The organism is Bacteroides sp. HF-162 (assembly GCF_015679285.1).
GTDB classification, from domain to species: Bacteria; Bacteroidota; Bacteroidia; order Bacteroidales; family Bacteroidaceae; genus Bacteroides; species Bacteroides uniformis.
Window position 1 is genome coordinate 3,096,871 of the sequence record NZ_CP064937.1, and the last position, 17,426, is coordinate 3,114,296.

Here is a 17,426-nt window from a genome sequence, read left to right on the forward strand (position 1 = left end):
TGCGTAAATTTGCCGCGATTTGTAATGCACACTTTGCAAAATGGCGAATACTATAAAACATCAAGGTATTGTGGAAAACATAAACGGTTCTCATCTCCAAGTGAGAATCATCCAGACTTCAGCGTGCGCTTCGTGTAGTGTCAAGGGACATTGTACCTCTGCGGATACGAAAGAGAAACTTGTCGATGTGGCCGATGCCAATGCCGCATCCTACCAGCCCGGCGACCGTGTATGGGTGACGGGCGAACTTTCAATGGGAGTGATGGCAGTTCTGTTTGCCTTTATATTTCCTTTCCTTATTCTGATAATCTCACTATTTGTCTTTATGGCTATCTGGAATGACGAGCTGCGTTCCGCGCTTTGTTCGCTAGCACTTCTTGTACCTTATTATTATATATTGTGGCTGAACAAGTTGCGGATGGGTAAGAAGTTCTCATTCTCCGTACGACCGATGAACTAACTAATAATAAAACAAATAATTAATAAACAACTAATTTATGAATGTAATTCTGATTGCAGTGATTTCATTGGGAGTTATAGCGCTGGTATCGGCCGCTATTCTTTACGTGGCTTCCAAGAAATTCGCCGTGTATGAAGATCCGCGGATTGCCCAGGTAGCAGAGGTGCTTCCCCAGGCAAATTGCGGTGGATGTGGTTACCCCGGTTGTAGCGGATTTGCAGATGCTTGCGTAAAGGCAGGTTCGCTGGATGGTAAACTTTGTCCGGTGGGTGGACAGCCCGTCATGACAAAGATTGCCGAGATTCTGGGCTTGGATGCCGCTGCTGCCGAACCTATGGTTGCGGTGGTGAGATGTAATGGAACTTGTGCCAACCGTCCTCGTGTGAACCAATACGATGGCGCCAAGAGTTGTGCCATTGCGGCTTCTCTCTATGGTGGTGAAACGGGTTGTAGTTATGGCTGTCTGGGATGCGGCGACTGTGTGGCTGCCTGCCAGTTCGATGCTATCCACATGAATCCGGAGACCGGACTTCCCGAAGTGGATGAGGAAAAGTGTACGGCTTGTGGAGCTTGTGCCAAGGCTTGTCCGAAATCTATTATTGAAATCCGTCCTCAAGGCAAGAAATCACGTCGTATTTACGTACAGTGTGTAAACAAGGACAAGGGGGCCGTAGCACGCAAGGCTTGTACCGTGGCATGTATCGGTTGCGGCAAGTGTGTGAAGGTTTGTCCGTTCGAGGCTATCACGCTGGAAAACAATCTGGCTTACATTGACCCCAATAAGTGTAAATCCTGTCGCAAGTGCGAGGAAGCTTGTCCGCAAAACACAATCATTGCCCTCAACTTCCCGCCGCGCAAACCGAAGGCTGACGATGCAGCTCCCCAAGTAAAGGTTGCAGCTCCTAAAGCTGAGGTTGAGACTCCCAAAGCAGAGGTTTAGACTTCCCAAGTTGAGGTATGAATTAATAAAGTAAATAAACGACTAAAAATACAGAATTGTATGTTGAAGACATTTTCAATTGGTGGAGTCCATCCACACGAAAATAAACTTTCAGCACATCAGCCTATCATCAAGGCAGAGATTCCGGCCAAGGCCGCTATCTTGCTGGGACAGCACATCGGTGCTCCTGCCAAGCCTATCGTTGCCAAAGGTGATGTTGTGAAAGTGGGTACAAAGATTGCCGAGCCCGGCGGTTTTGTATCAGCAGCCATTCATTCGTCTGTCAGCGGGAAAGTCGCTAAGATTGACACGATTGTCGATGCCAGCGGTTACGCCAAGCCTGCTATATTCATTGACGTAGAAGGGGATGAATGGGAAGAATCCATTGACCGTTCCGAAACGTTGGTGAAGGAATGCAGTCTGACTTCCGAGGAAATCGTGAAGAAAATCGCCGACGCCGGTATCGTAGGTCTGGGCGGTGCATGCTTTCCTACGCAGGTCAAGTTGTGCCCTCCTCCTGCATTCAAGGCAGAGTGTGTCATCATCAACGCCGTAGAGTGCGAGCCGTATCTGACTGCCGACCATCAGCTGATGCTGGAACATGCGGAAGAAATTATGGTAGGTGTATCCATTCTGATGAAGGCGGTAAAGGTGAACAAGGCATTCATCGGCATTGAGAACAATAAGCCCGATGCCATCCAGCTGATGACGAAGGTTGCTTCCAGCTATGCAGGTATCGAGGTGGTACCCTTGAAGGTACAATATCCGCAGGGTGGTGAAAAGCAGTTGATTGATGCTGTCATCAGTCGCCAGGTTGCAGCCGGTGCGTTGCCTATCTCCACGGGAGCTGTGGTGCAGAATGTGGGTACCGCATTTGCCGTTTACCAGGCCGTACAGAAGAACAAACCTCTGTTTGAGCGTGTCATTACCGTGACTGGTAAGTCGTTGGCAAAGCCGTCCAATTTCCTGGCACGTATCGGTACGCCGATGAAGCAGCTGATTGAAGCTTGCGGCGGTCTGCCCGAAGATACGGGTAAGATTATCGGCGGTGGCCCGATGATGGGTAAAGCTCTGGTAAATACGGATGTACCGACAGCCAAAGGAAGCTCCGGTATTCTGATTATGAACGAGAAGGAAGCCAAGCGCGGCGAAGTACAGCCTTGTATCCGTTGTGCTAAGTGCGTGGGAGCCTGCCCGATGGGGTTGGAGCCGTATCTGCTGGCTACCGTTTCGGCCCACGGAGATTTTGAAAGAGTAGAGAAAGAAGACATTATGTCGTGTATAGAATGCGGTTCATGCCAGTTCACTTGTCCTTCCAACCGTCCGATGCTGGATTATATCCGCTTGGGTAAGGGTAAGGTAGGAGCGATGATCCGTGCACGTCAAGCTAAAAAATAACGAAGTATGAATAAATTAATCGTATCCCTTTCGCCCCACGTTCACGGCGGTGACAGCGTGAAGAAGAATATGTACGGTGTGCTTATCGCATTGATTCCGGCATTCCTCGTTTCGCTTTACTTTTTCGGACTGGGTGCGCTGATTGTTACGGCCACTTCCGTAGCAGCCTGCTTGTTCTTTGAATGGGCCATCGGCAAATTCCTCATGAAAAAAGAGACCACAACCATCACCGACGGCTCTGCCATCATTACCGGTGTGTTGCTGGCCTTTAACCTGCCTTCCAACCTGCCCATCTGGATTATCATCCTTGGTGCCTTGTTTGCCATCGGGGTAGGCAAGATGTCCTTCGGAGGTTTGGGTTGCAATCCCTTTAACCCTGCACTGGCAGGACGTGTATTCCTGTTGCTTTCATTCCCCGTGCAGATGACGACATGGCCGGCTGTAGGCCAGTTGACAGCCTATACGGATGCCACGACGGCTGCTACGCCGCTGGCTATTATGAAAGGTGTCATCAATGGTGCTCCGGGCATGTCCCTGAGCGACCTTCCGGGAGCTTTCGACCTTCTGATAGGTAATAATGGAGGATGTCTCGGTGAGGTGAGTGCCTTGGCGCTGCTGCTTGGTTTGTTCTACATGTTGTGGAAGAAAATCATCACCTGGCACATTCCGGTATCTATTCTGGTGACGGTATTCGTGTTCTCCGGTATCATGTATCTGGTCAATCCGGAACTTTATGTATCCCCGGTCGTACAGTTGTTGTCCGGTGGTCTGATGCTGGGTGCTGTCTTTATGGCTACGGACTACGTGACTTCTCCGATGAGCCACAAAGGTATGCTGATTTATGGTGTTTGCATCGGCCTACTGACTGTCATCATCCGTCTGTTCGGTGCATATCCGGAGGGTATGTCGTTTGCCATTCTGATTATGAATGCGTTCACTCCGCTCATCAACACCTATGTTAAACCTAAACGCTTTGGGGAGGTAGCGAAGAAGAAATGAAAAAGTTAGAATCATCCTTGAAGAATATGTTGCTGGTACTTACGGGCGTTACCGCAATCTCCGTAGCGTTGCTGGCTTATGTAAACGAATTGACGAAGGAGCCCATTGCGCAGGCCAATGCAAAGACCTTGAGCGATGCCGTAAGTGCGGTGGTTCCGGGCTTCGACAATGACCCCATCGCCGAGAAGAAGATGCAGGAAGTAAACGGAGTACAGTATTCTGTATATCCTGCCACCAAAGGCGGAGAATATATCGGAGCTGCTGTGGAAGCTGTTGCCATGGGTTTTGGCGGTGAGCTGAAAGTGTTGGTCGGTTTCGATGCTGAAGGCAAAATCATCGACTACTCCTTGTTGTCGCATGTGGAAACTCCGGGGTTGGGTTCCAAGGCTGCCGACTGGTTCAAGAAAGGCAATAAAGGTGACATCACCGGCATGAATCCGGGTGAAGCTGCATTGACAGTGAGCAAGGACGGTGGTAAAGTAGATGCCATTACAGCGTCTACCATCACCTCACGTGCTTTTTTGAATGCAGTGAATGCGGCTTATGCTGCCTATGCCGGTCAGGAAACTGCCGACGGCACTACCGGCGCTACTCAAAAGAATGTTGAACAACCTGCTGATTCCGCAGCTCCCGAAGCTGTGGATACACTCAGCGCTAAATGAGAAAGGAGTAGAAGATATGAATAATTTTAAAGTTATGATGAACGGGATTATCAAAGAGAATCCTACGTTTGTACTCCTGCTGGGTATGTGTCCTACACTGGGTACCACTTCCTCTGCCATTAACGGTATGGGTATGGGACTGGCTACAATGTTCGTGCTGATATGTTCCAATGTGGTGATTTCTGCCATCAAGAATCTGATTCCCGATATGGTGCGTATTCCTTCATTCATTGTGGTCATAGCATCATTTGTGACACTGTTGCAGATGATAATGCAAGCCTACGTTCCTGCATTGTACGCCACGCTGGGCTTGTTCATTCCGCTGATTGTTGTAAACTGTATCGTATTGGGACGTGCCGAGGCATTTGCTGCCAAAAACAATCCGGTGGCTTCCTTGTTCGACGGTCTGGGCATGGGCTTGGGCTTTACCATTGCACTGACATTGCTGGGTGCCGTGCGTGAGTTCCTGGGAACCGGCAAGATATTTAACTTGAGTATCCTTCCTGAAGAATACGGCATGTTGGTATTTGTCCTTGCTCCGGGTGCATTCATCGCATTGGGCTATCTCATTGCTTTAATCAACAGTATGAAGAAGGCTTGATAATGGATGATTGATAATGGTTCATTATCGATTGTCATTTTTCAATTAATAAATTAAAGAAATGGAATATATATTGATATTTATCTCGGCAATCTTTGTAAACAACATCGTATTGTCGCAATTCTTGGGAATTTGCCCGTTCTTGGGAGTTTCCAAGAAAGTGGAGACTGCATTGGGCATGTCGGCAGCGGTGGCATTCGTGCTCACCATCGCCACCATCGTGACATTCCTTATTCAGAAGTATGTGCTCGACGCTTTTGATTTGGGCTATTTGCAGACTATTACCTTTATCCTGGTGATTGCCGCATTGGTGCAGATGGTAGAGATTATCCTGAAGAAAGTTTCTCCTTCTCTGTATCAGGCCTTGGGCGTGTTCCTGCCGTTGATTACTACCAACTGCTGTATTCTCGGTGTGGCCATCCTTGTTATCCAAAAAGATTATGATTTGCTGACGGGAGTGGTTTATGCATTCTCCACGGCACTTGGTTTCGGCTTGGCACTGACACTGTTTGCAGGCCTGCGCGAGCAAATGAGCCTGGTTAGTGTGCCGAAAGGTATGCAGGGCACTCCGATAGCTTTGATTACGGCCGGACTGCTGGCAATGGCATTCATGGGCTTTTCGGGGGTTGTGAAGATTTAAAGAAGAAAAACCGGAAATAAAGTGAAGGGGGGATAAGCTAAAATTTATCCCCCCTTTTTCTGTTTTTATTAATTTATTTCCTTACATTTGTGGCGTATTGATAACCTAAAAGCTAAATTGTCTATATTTAATATGAAAGAGAAAATTTTAGTTACGGGTGGAACCGGTTACATTGGTTCTCACACGGTGGTGGAACTTCAAAACGCAGGTTATGAAGTTGTTATTATTGATAATTTGTCAAACTCCAGCGCAGATGTTGTAGATAACATAGAGAAGGTATCGGGTATCCGTCCTGCATTCGAGAAATTGGATTGCTTGGATTATGCCGGTCTTGACGCTGTGTTTACCAAATATAAAGGCATTAAAGCCATCATTCACTTTGCAGCCAGCAAGGCCGTAGGTGAGTCTGTCCAGAAACCGTTGCTTTACTATCGTAATAACCTGGTTTCACTGATTAACCTGCTGGAACTGATGCCGAAGCATGGAGTGGAGGGTATCGTATTCTCTTCTTCCTGCACAGTTTACGGCCAGCCGGACGAGCTTCCGGTAACGGAAAAGGCACCTATCAAGAAAGCTGAGTCTCCGTATGGAAACACGAAGCAAATCAATGAAGAGATTGTACGTGATACGGTTGCTTCCGGTGCTCCGATAAACGCCATCTTGTTGCGTTACTTCAACCCGATAGGTGCACACCCCACAGCATTGCTGGGAGAATTGCCTAACGGTGTACCGCAGAACTTGATTCCTTATCTTACCCAGACCGCTATCGGCATCCGTGAGAAACTGAGCGTGTTTGGTGACGATTATGATACTCCCGACGGTTCTTGTATCCGCGACTTCATCAATGTAGTCGATTTGGCCAAAGCACACGTAGTGGCTATCCGCCGTATCTTGGAGAACAAGCAGAAGGAGAAAGTGGAAGTATTCAATATCGGTACAGGTCGTGGACTTTCCGTATTGGAACTGATTAATGCTTTCGAAAAGGCTACCGGTGTAAAACTGAACTATCAGATAGTAGGTCGGCGTGCCGGTGATATTGAGAAGGTATGGGCAAACCCGGAATTGGCAAACAATGAACTGGGTTGGAAGGCAGAAACAAGTATTGAAGATACTTTACTTTCTGCATGGAAATGGCAGTTGAAGCTTCGTGAACGAGGTATTCAATGACAAACTTTGAATTTGTGTTTTTTAACAAATAAGCAATAAACAAATGCCTCCCCGCATTTGTTTATAATGTGCAAATCAGCCTGAAGCTGTTTATGTATATGTGAATATCCGTAACTAGTACGTATGCCTCCCCGGCATAGACAGGTAAGATTGCATAGTAGTTTTGTCGTGTTTTATTTTGTGTTTGTGTTGTGAATAAGCCTTGTCGAGAGACAAGGCTTATTTTTTTGTATATTATATACGGAATCTTTATTGCCAATTCTGTGGTTTTTCATAAGATGGGTGGGCAATTCCTTTTCTTGCCAATTGTTAACTGACGTTATCATGTCTGTAGCAATTTGTTCCAATTGTAGTATTAATCGTTCAAAATAGTATTTTTTGTTCAAAAAATGCTATACACGGTAACAACTACATGCAAATTGTTTATACATTTGCGTTGTTGTTTATGTAACTATTGGGATGAACAAACCGTTGCTGACAAACGTTAATAGGTACGAGTACTTATATAGCTGACGAAAGACGCGACTTGGCTGATTTGTTTTAGAGGATACACGCGACTTACAACTTAGTATTGGGAAAAATAATTAAGGAAATATAGAATAAAAAAGATTGCTTATGTCACAGATTGTTGGACATATCTCACAGGTAATCGGACCTGTAGTAGACGTCTATTTCGAAGGAACGGAGGCAGAGATGATGTTGCCGAGTATTCACGACGCACTGGAAATAAAAAGGTCGAACGGAAAAAGACTGATTGTAGAGGTACAGCAACACATTGGTGAAAACACGGTGCGTACTGTTGCTATGGACAGTACGGACGGCCTGCAGAGAGGTATGAAAGTGCATCCGCTGGGAGGCCCCATCACCATGCCGATAGGTACACAAATCAAAGGCCGCCTGATGAACGTAGTGGGCGACTCTATCGACGGCATGAAGGAACTGGACCGTACCGGTGCTTATCCCATCCATCGCGAACCCCCTAAGTTTGAAGATTTGACTACCGTACAAGAGGTACTTTATACAGGCATCAAGGTTATCGACTTGCTGGAACCCTATAGCAAGGGCGGTAAAATCGGTCTGTTTGGTGGCGCCGGTGTAGGCAAGACAGTGCTTATCCAGGAACTCATCAATAATATTGCGAAGAAGCAGCACGGCTTCTCTGTGTTTGCCGGTGTAGGAGAACGTACACGTGAAGGCAACGACCTGCTGAGAGAAATGATTGAATCCGGTGTTATCCGTTACGGAGAAGAATTTAAGAAGAGCATGGAGGAGGGCCATTGGGATTTGTCCAAAGTAGATTATGACGAAGTGGCCAAATCACAAGTGTCTTTGATATTCGGTCAGATGAACGAACCTCCCGGTGCGCGTCAGTCCGTGGCATTGTCAGGGTTGACGGTAGCCGAGTCCTTCCGTGACATGGGAGCGGAGACGGACGGTCCGCGTGACATTCTGTTCTTCATTGATAATATCTTCCGTTTCACTCAAGCCGGTTCCGAGGTTTCGGCCTTGCTGGGCCGTATGCCTTCTGCCGTGGGTTATCAGCCGACACTGGCAACGGAAATGGGTGCCATGCAGGAGCGTATTACCTCTACGAGAAATGGTTCCATCACTTCCGTGCAGGCTGTATATGTGCCTGCCGATGACTTGACTGATCCGGCGCCTGCTACAACATTTACCCACCTCGATGCCACCACGGTGTTGAGCCGTAAGATTACCGAACTTGGTATTTATCCTGCTGTAGACCCGTTGGAATCCACTTCACGCATTCTTGACCCACACATCGTGGGGGTGGAACACTACGAAGTGGCACAACGTGTGAAACAAATATTGCAGCGCAACAAGGAATTGCAAGACATTATCTCCATCCTCGGTATGGAGGAGCTCTCTGATGCCGACCGTACGTTGGTGAACCGTGCGCGTCGTGTGCAGCGCTTCCTTTCACAGCCATTTGCCGTTGCCGAGCAGTTTACGGGTGTCCCCGGTACAATGGTTTCCATTGAGGATACTATCAAAGGCTTCAAGATGATTCTTGACGGAGAGGTGGACTACCTGCCCGAACCAGCTTTCTTGAATGTGGGAACCATTGAAGAAGCTATTGAGAAGGGTAAGAAACTACTGGAACAGGCAGGGGAAAAAACGATTAAAAATTAAAACTCTGGGAGCTTTGATAATGAAGAAGTTGCATTTGAATATTGTTTCACCGGAGAAGGAACTCTTCAACGGGGAAGTGGAAAGTGTTACATTGCCGGGCACTATGGGCTCTTTTTCTATCCTGCCGCAGCATGCACCGATTGTGTCATCGTTGGGAACGGGGACATTGGTTTACGCAACGGACGGTGAGGAACATGAGCTGGATATTCAAAGCGGATTCGTAGAGATGAGTAACGGAAGGGTTGCCGTCTGTATAGAACAGCAATAGGCAATTAAAAATAAGAAATTGAAGATTAAAGGTTGTTGGCGTGACTATTACTAAGAGAAACTACTTATTGCATACAGCGCTCTTGACGGTATTGATAGGAATTGTAGGCGGATGGACGTACTTTTCGATAAATCCGCATCACTATTTCGGCGGTTATCCGCTGATTCCGCTTTTCTTCTTTGTTTTCGGAATATTCATGATTAATATGACCGAAAGCTGCCGTCACCGGATGCCGGGACGAATGTTGCAGATTTATCTGCTGATGCGTGTGATGAGAATGCTGGTTTCCATGATTGTGATGCTGGTTTATTGCGTTGCAGTACGTGAGGAAGCCAGGGTGTTTCTGTTGACGTTTATAGCCAACTATCTGATATATTTGATTTATGATTCCTGGTTCTTCTTCACTTTCGAGGCGAACAAGAAACAGAAAAAGAAAAGTAACAATGAAAAGATTGCGTAACATACTGACTGTAGTTCTGTTGGCACTGGGCATGTTGCTACCCGCCACGGTGCGGGCCGAGAATACGGTGGACGTGAAGGAGATTGTCTTCGGGCATATCGGCGATTCTTACGAATGGCACATCACGACGTGGGGCGAAACTCACGTTACGATTCCTTTGCCGGTAATAGTGCATAGCTCTACCACCGGATGGCATGCCTTTCTATCCTCACGTCTGGAGGAGAACGGTGGAAGTTATGAAGGCTTTTCCATCGCTCCCGCAGGAAGCAAGTACGAAGGCAAGCTGGTGGAGTATGATGCCACCGGAAACGAAATACGCCCGTTGGATATCTCCATCACGAAGGTGACACTGGCTTTGCTTATCAACAGCGCATTGCTGCTTGTCATCATTTTGAGTGTGGCGCACTGGTATCGCAAGCACCCGCAGGGAAGTGCCGCTCCCGGTGGTTTCATCGGGTTTATGGAGATGTTTATCATGATGGTGAACGATGATATTATAAAGAGCTGTGTCGGTCCGAAGTACCGTAAATTCGCACCTTACTTGCTGACGGCCTTCTTCTTTATTTTCATCAACAACATTATGGGGCTGATTCCTTTCTTTCCCGGAGGGGCCAACGTGACGGGAAATATAGCCATTACGATGGTATTGGCCATCTGTACTTTCTTGGCCGTGAATATCTTTGGAACCAAGACTTATTGGAAAGATATCTTTTGGCCGGATGTGCCCTGGTGGCTGAAGGTACCGGTCCCCATGATGCCGTTTATCGAGTTCTTCGGTATTTTCACCAAACCGTTTGCTTTGATGATACGTCTTTTTGCCAATATGCTGGCAGGGCACATGGCAATGCTGGTGCTTACCTGCCTAATATTCATCTCGGCCAGTATGGGACCTGCTTTGAACGGAACGCTGACCGTGGCATCGGTGTTGTTCAATATCTTTATGAATGCACTTGAGTTGTTGGTTGCCTTTATCCAGGCATATGTGTTCACCATGCTGTCAGCCGTGTTCATCGGTCTGGCGCAGGAAGAGCATAAGGAGAAGGCGGTGAAGTGATACGATTATTGGGAATATAAATATTAATAAAAATAACCATTTAAAAACTGAAAGTTATGTTACTATCTGTATTATTGCAAGCTGCTGCGGCAGGTGTGGGAGTTAGTAAATTGGGTGCAGCCATTGGTGCTGGTCTGGCTGTTATTGGTGCTGGTGCAGGTATCGGTAAAATCGGTAGTTCTGCCATGGAAGCCATTGCCCGTCAACCGGAAGCATCCGGAGATATCCGTATGAACATGATTATTGCCGCTGCCTTGATTGAAGGTGTTGCTTTGTTGGCAGTAGTTGTGTGTTTATTGGTATTCTTTTTATAATGTACAATCTACCATTTACCATTTACAATTTGTCCGTGCAGCATCACCGCGCAGCCAAATTGTAAATCGTAAATTGTCAAATAGCAAATAAAATTATGTCATTGTTATTACCCGATAGTGGTCTGCTGTTCTGGATGCTCCTTTCATTCGGTGTGGTGTTTGTGGTGCTTGCCAAGTACGGTTTTCCCGTTATCACCAAGATGGTGGAAGGTCGCAAGACCTACATCGACCAGTCTTTGGAAGTGGCACGCGAAGCAAATGCCCAGCTCTCCAAACTGAAAGAGGAGAGTGAAGCGTTGATTGCTGCTGCCAACAAAGAACAAGGACGTATTCTGCGGGAGGCGATGCATGAGCGTGACAAGATTATCGTCGAAGCACGCAAGCAGGCGGAAGCCGCCGCGCAGAAGGAGCTGGACGAAGTTAAAAAGCAGATACAGCAAGAGAAGGAAGAGGCCATCCGCGATATTCGCCGCCAGGTGGCAGTCTTGTCCGTAGATATAGCCGAGAAAATTATCCGCAAGAATCTGGACGAGAAACATGAGCAGATGGAGATGATAGACCGGATGCTGGATGAAGTGCTGGCCGCAAGTAAAAACAATTAATTCTCAAAGAAATGGATATAGGAATCGTTTCGATGCGTTATGCGAAAGCATTGATGGAATATGCCAAGAGCATGGGGGCAGAAGATACTCTGTACAAGGAGTTTTGTATGCTCGACCGTAGCTTCAGGAAACATCCCGATTTGCGCATGGCATTGGAAAACCCCATCCTGACGATACGTGAGAAGTTAACACTTATCTGTACCGCTGCTGTGGGGGATGCTCCTGCGGGCCGTGAGTTTGCGCGTTTCATGACCCTGGTGTTGAAGAACCGGCGGGAAAACTTTCTCCAGTACATCTGCCTGAGTTTTCTGGATTTGTACCGGAAAGACAAGCATATCGGTGTAGGAAAGCTGATAACAGCCGTTCCCGTCAGCCAGGAAGTGCGGGAGCGCATCCATGACAGTGCTTCCTCCCTGCTGCATGCCAGCATGGAGCTGCAGACTGAAGTGGATCCCTCCATTGAAGGTGGTTTTATCTTCGACATCAACGACTTCCGTCTGGATGCCAGTATTGCTACGCAGCTTAAGAAAGTGAAACAGCAGTTCATTGATAAGAATAGAAGAATCGTGTGATTTACGATTTGACAATTTACAATTTACTTATTTAATAGTCTTGTGATGCGTAAGTTGTAGAGGTCAAACAGTATATGATTCGGGTTCTTTCAAATAGTAAATAGTAAATTGTAAAATAGTAAATACTAAGATGTTGTCTGAAAATATAAAAGTAAGCGAAGTCTCCGATATTCTCCGCAAGCAACTGGAAGGGATTGACACCCGCGTACAGTTGGACGAGATTGGCACGGTACTGCAAGTCAGTGACGGTGTAGCCCGTATCTATGGGTTGCGCAATGCCGAAGCCAACGAGTTGTTGGAGTTCGACAACGGCATCAAGGCCATTGTGATGAACCTCGAAGAGGATAATGTGGGTGCTGTGTTGCTTGGCCCTACGGATAAAATCAAGGAAGGCTTCATTGTAAAGCGTACCAAGCGTATTGCTTCCATCATGGTGGGAGAGGGTATGCTGGGCCGTGTAATAGACCCTCTGGGTGCGCCGCTCGATGGCAAAGGACTGATAGGCGGAGAACTTTATGAAATGCCGCTGGAACGCAAGGCGCCGGGAGTTATCTTCCGTCAGCCGGTGAATCAGCCGCTACAGACCGGTCTGAAGGCTGTGGATGCCATGATACCTATCGGCCGTGGACAGCGTGAGCTGATTATCGGTGACCGACAGACCGGTAAGACGGCCATTGCCATCGATACCATCATCAACCAGCGTGCCAATTTTGATGCTGGCGATCCGGTATATTGCATTTATGTAGCCATTGGCCAGAAAGGTTCTACCGTAGCTTCTATTGTGAATACCCTGCACCAGTACGGTGCGATGGACTATACCATTGTGGTGGCTGCTACGGCGGGAGACCCGGCTGCATTGCAGTATTACGCTCCCTTTGCAGGGGCTGCCATCGGAGAGTATTTCCGTGATACCGGCCGTCATGCGCTGGTGGTCTATGACGACTTGTCCAAGCAGGCGGTGGCCTATCGTGAAGTGTCTCTGATTCTGCGCCGTCCGTCAGGACGTGAGGCCTATCCGGGTGATATCTTCTATCTGCACTCCCGTTTGTTGGAACGTGCGGCGAAGATTATCAGCCAGGAGGAAGTGGCACGCGAGATGAACGACCTGCCGGACAGTCTGAAAGGCAAGGTGAAAGGTGGCGGTTCGCTGACTGCATTGCCCATTATCGAAACTCAGGCAGGAGACGTGTCCGCCTATATCCCAACGAATGTGATTTCAATCACTGACGGGCAGATATTCCTTGATACGAACCTCTTCAACCAGGGTAACCGTCCGGCCATTGACGTGGGTATCTCTGTGAGCCGTGTGGGTGGTAATGCCCAAGTCAAGGCTATGAAGAAGGTGGCAGGTACATTAAAGATTGACCAGGCACAGTACCGGGAGCTGGAAGCGTTTACCAAGTTCAGTGGCGATATGGACCCCGTGACGGCATTGACCATCGACAAGGGACAGAAGAATACACGCCTGCTGGTACAGCCCCAATACAGCCCGATGCCGGTAGAAAAGCAGATTGCCATTCTTTATTGCGGCACGCACGGCTTGTTGAGGAATGTTCCTTTGGACAAGGTCAGCGAGTTTGAACGCAACTTCCTTGAGTCTCTTGAGATGAACTATCGCATGGAGGTACTCGACGTTTTAAAGACGGGTGCCATCAATGACGATGTCTGCAAGAAGATTGAGGAGACGGCAGAGGCGGTTGCAAGGCAATTCATGTGATTTACGATTGGACGATTTACGATTTACGATTGGAGTTACTCTATATGGTAAGTTGTAAATCGGACGCAGGCAGAAGTTACCTCAATCGTAAATCGTAAATAATTAAATCGTAAATAGATATATGTCTTCACTGAAAGAGGTAAAAAATAGAATAAGCTCCGTCAAGAGTACACGCCAGATAACATCGGCTATGAAGATGGTGGCATCTGCCAAACTGCATAAGGCGCAGGGGCGGATTGAGAATATGCTGCCTTATCAACGGAAGCTGAATGAGATTCTGACGAACTTTCTGCGTACGGATGCTTCTTTCGAGTCGCCCTATACCGAGAAAAGACCCGTGACAAGGGTAGCGGTCGTGGCGTTTTCGTCCAATAGTTCCTTGTGCGGTGCATTCAACTCGAATGTGGCGAAGATGCTGGAACGGACTTTGGAAGATTACCAGTCGCTGGGCAAGGAGAATATTCTGATATATCCCGTTGGGAGAAAGGTGGAGGAAGCCGTCAAGAAAATGGGATATGTGCCGCAAGGCAGCTACCAGGTGATGGCAGACAAGCCTTCGTACGTTGAAGCGTATGAGCTGGCAGAGAAGTTGATGCATGAGTTTGTGGAAAAGCAGATTGACCATGTGGAATTGATTTACCATCACTTCAAATCGATGGGTTCGCAGGTGCTGCTCCGCGAGAATTATCTGCCCATTGACCTGACGCAAGTAGCGCAGGAGGCGGCAGAAGATGTACCGGAGGATGCCCGCAGTTTTAATAATGATTACATTGTGGAACCTTCCGTCGGCGAACTGATAGCGGAACTTCTGCCAAAAGTGTTGAGTCAGAAGATATTTACCGTGCTTCTCGATTCCAATACTTCGGAACATGCTGCCCGTATGCTTGCCATGCAGACGGCGACAGATAATGCCAACGAGTTGATTCAAGATTTGACGAAACAGTATAACAAGAGCCGTCAGCAGGCCATTACGAATGAGCTGCTCGATATTATCGGCGGTAGCTTGAAATAGTCCGGATTGCCCCGTAAAGGGCTTTCTCAGGATGGGTACAAATAAATGGAATAATAGGACAAGGATAACGAAATAAGCGTTATCTTTGTCCTATTATCATATATGGCTACTGATGAAATCCGTATCATTCTGAGAGAGAGCGGATTGGTTGAATAATAAACATATCAATGGAGAATAATCCCGAAATAGCGCTTGCATGGCAATTCATTGAAAACACAGGCACTCATCTTTTTTTGACCGGCAAGGCAGGTACCGGTAAGACAACTTTCCTGCGAAAACTGAGGGCAGAGAGTCCGAAACGGATGATTGTACTTGCACCGACGGGAATTGCCGCTATCAATGCAGGCGGTGTCACCATCCACTCCTTTTTCCAAGTACCTTTCGCTCCTTATGTGCCCGAAAGCTCATTCAGCGCAGATGGCAAGGCAACCTACCGTTTTCGTTACGGGAAAGAGAAAATTAACATTATACGCAGCATAGATTTATTGGTCATCGATGAAATCAGTATGGTCCGTGCCGACTTGCTCGATTCGGTGGATGCCGTCTTGAGGCGGTTCCGCGACCGGAACAAACCCTTTGGCGGCGTGCAACTGCTGATGATTGGCGACTTACAGCAGCTGTCTCCCGTAGTGAAAGACGATGAGTGGCAGATGCTGCGCAAATACTATGACACGCCTTATTTCTTCTCCAGCCAGGCCTTGAAGCAGACGGAATATTGCACCATAGAGCTAAAGAAAGTCTATCGGCAGAACGACGGGACTTTTCTTGAATTACTGAACCGCATTCGCGAAAACCGTTGTGACGGGCAAGTGCTGGAAGCCTTGAACCGCCGGTATATTCCCAATTTCGTACCAGATAAAGAAGAAGGATACATCCGCCTGGTGACCCACAACTATCAGGCCCAACGGATTAATGACCATGAGCTGGAACAACTTCCGGGACGCTCGTATGCCTTTCGTGCCAAGATTGACGGAAAGTTTCCCGAATATTCCTATCCCACGGATGAGGTGCTGGAACTGAAACGCGGTGCCCAGGTAATGTTCGTGAAGAACGACACCTCCGGCGAACACCGTTACTACAATGGCATGATTGGAGAGGTGACAGCCGTGTCGGCAGATGGAATTGAAGTGCGCAGTAAGGGAAGTGACGCTACCTTCTTACTTCAGGAGGAAGAGTGGACGAATGCCAAGTATGTGCTTGATGAGGAAACCAAGGAGATTACAGAAGATATTGAAGGAACATTCCGGCAGTATCCGTTGAAACTGGCTTGGGCGATTACCATCCACAAAAGCCAGGGACTGACGTTTGAACGTGCCGTGATTGATGCCAGCGCCTCCTTTGCGCATGGGCAGACGTATGTGGCCCTGAGCCGCTGCAAGACGCTGGAGGGAGTGGTGCTCAGTGCTCCGCTTTCTGCAAGAGCCATAATCAATGACAATGCGGTGGAAACCTTCACGATGGAGGCACGGAGAAACGAGCCGGACGAGAAACGCTTCCGTTCCTTGCAGCAGACCTATTTCCTGGAACTGCTGTCGGGCCTGTTCGATTTCCAGCCCATGGAGCAGGCTTTGCGGCGGTATGTGCGGCTGATAGACGAACACTTGTACAAGCTCTTTCCCAAGCAACTCGCAGCCTGCAAGGAGGAAGTGGAACGTTTTCACGACAAAGTGACGAAAGTGGCCCAGAAGTTCGGTATCCAGTATACCCGCCTGATTGATACTGCGCAGGACTATGCAGCCGACCCGACTTTGCAGGGGCGCATACACGCTGCCGCCACTTATTTTCAAGAGCAGTTGCAACCGCTGGATGCGGTGATGGCGAGTGCGGTAACTTCTGATAATAAAGAGTTGAAGAAGAAGCTCCGGGATGCCATGGAGGAGCTGGAGGAAATGTTTGACTTGAAGACTGATTTGCTGGATTATGTGCTGGAGAATGGTTTCCATGTGGCAGAATACTTGAAGCAGAAAGCACTGCTTTCCATTGATGATTCGGCTTTGCAGAAGGGTAAAGGCAAAGGGAGAAGTGCCGCTGCCAAAGAAGGGCAGGGAAGCAGTAAGCAGGCTGATAAAGAGAAACGTCCGCGTGAGCGGAAACGCGATGCTGCGGCTGTTGAAGTACCCACGGATGTGTTGCATCCGGAACTTTACAACCGCTTGGTGGCATGGCGCAATGCAGAAGCTTCCGCGTTGGGGTTGCCCGTATACACCGTCATTCAGCAGAAGGCAATTCTGGGTATCAGCAATCTGCTCCCTTCGGATAAGGCTATGCTTGTACGCATTCCGTATTTCGGAAAGAAAGGGGCGGAGAAATATGGAGATGTGATTCTGGAGATGGTACGTGTGTATCGCAAAGAGAAAGGACTGGCAGAGCCGGAGTTGCTGTAGTCGAATCTGCTGCCATCCTCAACCT

18 protein-coding genes are annotated in these 17,426 nt (G+C 48.0%); all 18 read left to right on the forward strand.

Going from position 1 to position 17,426, the window contains the following annotated elements:
* Nucleotides 1–40 precede the first annotated feature (40 nt).
* Nucleotides 41–460 (forward strand): SoxR reducing system RseC family protein, encoded by a 420-nt coding sequence (locus ITJ87_RS12910; RefSeq protein WP_005829149.1) that lies wholly within the window; start codon nucleotides 41–43, stop codon nucleotides 458–460.
* 37 nt (nucleotides 461–497) lie between these two features.
* A complete protein-coding gene (locus ITJ87_RS12915; protein WP_005829147.1) occupies nucleotides 498–1,400 on the forward strand; it encodes a Fe-S cluster domain-containing protein in 903 nt (300 codons plus the stop codon).
* Between the two features lie 60 nt (nucleotides 1,401–1,460).
* Nucleotides 1,461–2,798: an electron transport complex subunit RsxC gene (gene rsxC / locus ITJ87_RS12920; protein WP_005829145.1), complete on the forward strand. Its 1,338-nt coding sequence runs from the start codon at nucleotides 1,461–1,463 to the stop codon at nucleotides 2,796–2,798.
* Nucleotides 2,799–2,804: 6 nt separating this feature from the next.
* Nucleotides 2,805–3,797 carry an RnfABCDGE type electron transport complex subunit D gene (locus tag ITJ87_RS12925; protein ID WP_005829143.1) on the forward strand — a complete coding sequence of 331 codons (993 nt, stop codon included), beginning with the start codon at nucleotides 2,805–2,807 and terminating at the stop codon, nucleotides 3,795–3,797.
* A complete protein-coding gene (locus ITJ87_RS12930) occupies nucleotides 3,794–4,459 on the forward strand; it encodes an RnfABCDGE type electron transport complex subunit G (protein WP_005829140.1) in 666 nt (221 codons plus the stop codon). Before ITJ87_RS12925 ends, ITJ87_RS12930 begins: the two co-directional genes overlap by 4 nt.
* Nucleotides 4,460–4,475: 16 nt before the next feature.
* A complete protein-coding gene (gene rsxE / locus ITJ87_RS12935; RefSeq protein WP_117599732.1) occupies nucleotides 4,476–5,060 on the forward strand; it encodes an electron transport complex subunit RsxE in 585 nt (194 codons plus the stop codon).
* 61 nt (nucleotides 5,061–5,121) lie between these two features.
* Nucleotides 5,122–5,700 carry an electron transport complex subunit RsxA gene (gene rsxA, locus ITJ87_RS12940; RefSeq protein ID WP_008663551.1) on the forward strand — a complete coding sequence of 193 codons (579 nt, stop codon included), beginning with the start codon at nucleotides 5,122–5,124 and terminating at the stop codon, nucleotides 5,698–5,700.
* 132 nt (nucleotides 5,701–5,832) lie between these two features.
* Nucleotides 5,833–6,867 carry a UDP-glucose 4-epimerase GalE gene (gene galE, locus ITJ87_RS12945; protein ID WP_025833837.1) on the forward strand — a complete coding sequence of 345 codons (1,035 nt, stop codon included), beginning with the start codon at nucleotides 5,833–5,835 and terminating at the stop codon, nucleotides 6,865–6,867.
* A 615-nt stretch (nucleotides 6,868–7,482) separates the two neighbouring features.
* Nucleotides 7,483–9,018, forward strand: coding sequence for a F0F1 ATP synthase subunit beta (gene atpD, locus ITJ87_RS12950; RefSeq protein ID WP_117599578.1), 1,536 nt, complete (start codon nucleotides 7,483–7,485; stop codon nucleotides 9,016–9,018).
* A gap of 19 nt (nucleotides 9,019–9,037) precedes the next feature.
* Nucleotides 9,038–9,286 carry an ATP synthase F1 subunit epsilon gene (atpC, locus tag ITJ87_RS12955; RefSeq protein ID WP_117599579.1) on the forward strand — a complete coding sequence of 83 codons (249 nt, stop codon included), beginning with the start codon at nucleotides 9,038–9,040 and terminating at the stop codon, nucleotides 9,284–9,286.
* A 40-nt stretch (nucleotides 9,287–9,326) separates the two neighbouring features.
* Nucleotides 9,327–9,746, forward strand: a complete 420-nt coding sequence (locus ITJ87_RS12960) for a hypothetical protein (RefSeq protein ID WP_117599580.1) — start codon at nucleotides 9,327–9,329, stop codon at nucleotides 9,744–9,746.
* Nucleotides 9,730–10,800 (forward strand): F0F1 ATP synthase subunit A, encoded by a 1,071-nt coding sequence (gene atpB, locus ITJ87_RS12965; RefSeq protein ID WP_117599581.1) that lies wholly within the window; start codon nucleotides 9,730–9,732, stop codon nucleotides 10,798–10,800. Before ITJ87_RS12960 ends, atpB begins: the two co-directional genes overlap by 17 nt.
* 56 nt (nucleotides 10,801–10,856) lie before the next feature.
* Nucleotides 10,857–11,114, forward strand: a complete 258-nt coding sequence (gene atpE / locus ITJ87_RS12970; RefSeq protein WP_005836993.1) for an ATP synthase F0 subunit C — start codon at nucleotides 10,857–10,859, stop codon at nucleotides 11,112–11,114.
* Nucleotides 11,115–11,209: 95 nt separating this feature from the next.
* Complete coding sequence (gene atpF, locus ITJ87_RS12975) at nucleotides 11,210–11,716, forward strand: F0F1 ATP synthase subunit B (protein WP_005836994.1); 507 nt, start codon at nucleotides 11,210–11,212, stop codon at nucleotides 11,714–11,716.
* Nucleotides 11,717–11,727: 11 nt separating this feature from the next.
* Nucleotides 11,728–12,288: a F0F1 ATP synthase subunit delta gene (locus ITJ87_RS12980; RefSeq protein WP_005829118.1), complete on the forward strand. Its 561-nt coding sequence runs from the start codon at nucleotides 11,728–11,730 to the stop codon at nucleotides 12,286–12,288.
* A 133-nt stretch (nucleotides 12,289–12,421) separates the two neighbouring features.
* Entirely contained in the window at nucleotides 12,422–14,005 is a 1,584-nt protein-coding gene (gene atpA, locus ITJ87_RS12985; protein ID WP_085929908.1) for a F0F1 ATP synthase subunit alpha, read from the forward strand.
* Nucleotides 14,006–14,126: 121 nt separating this feature from the next.
* The gene (locus ITJ87_RS12990) at nucleotides 14,127–15,017 is read left to right on the forward strand and encodes a F0F1 ATP synthase subunit gamma (protein WP_008663556.1); all 891 of its coding nucleotides are present in this window, start codon (nucleotides 14,127–14,129) and stop codon (nucleotides 15,015–15,017) included.
* Nucleotides 15,018–15,184: 167 nt separating this feature from the next.
* Nucleotides 15,185–17,401 carry an AAA family ATPase gene (locus tag ITJ87_RS12995; RefSeq protein ID WP_117689313.1) on the forward strand — a complete coding sequence of 739 codons (2,217 nt, stop codon included), beginning with the start codon at nucleotides 15,185–15,187 and terminating at the stop codon, nucleotides 17,399–17,401.
* Nucleotides 17,402–17,426 lie beyond the last annotated feature (25 nt).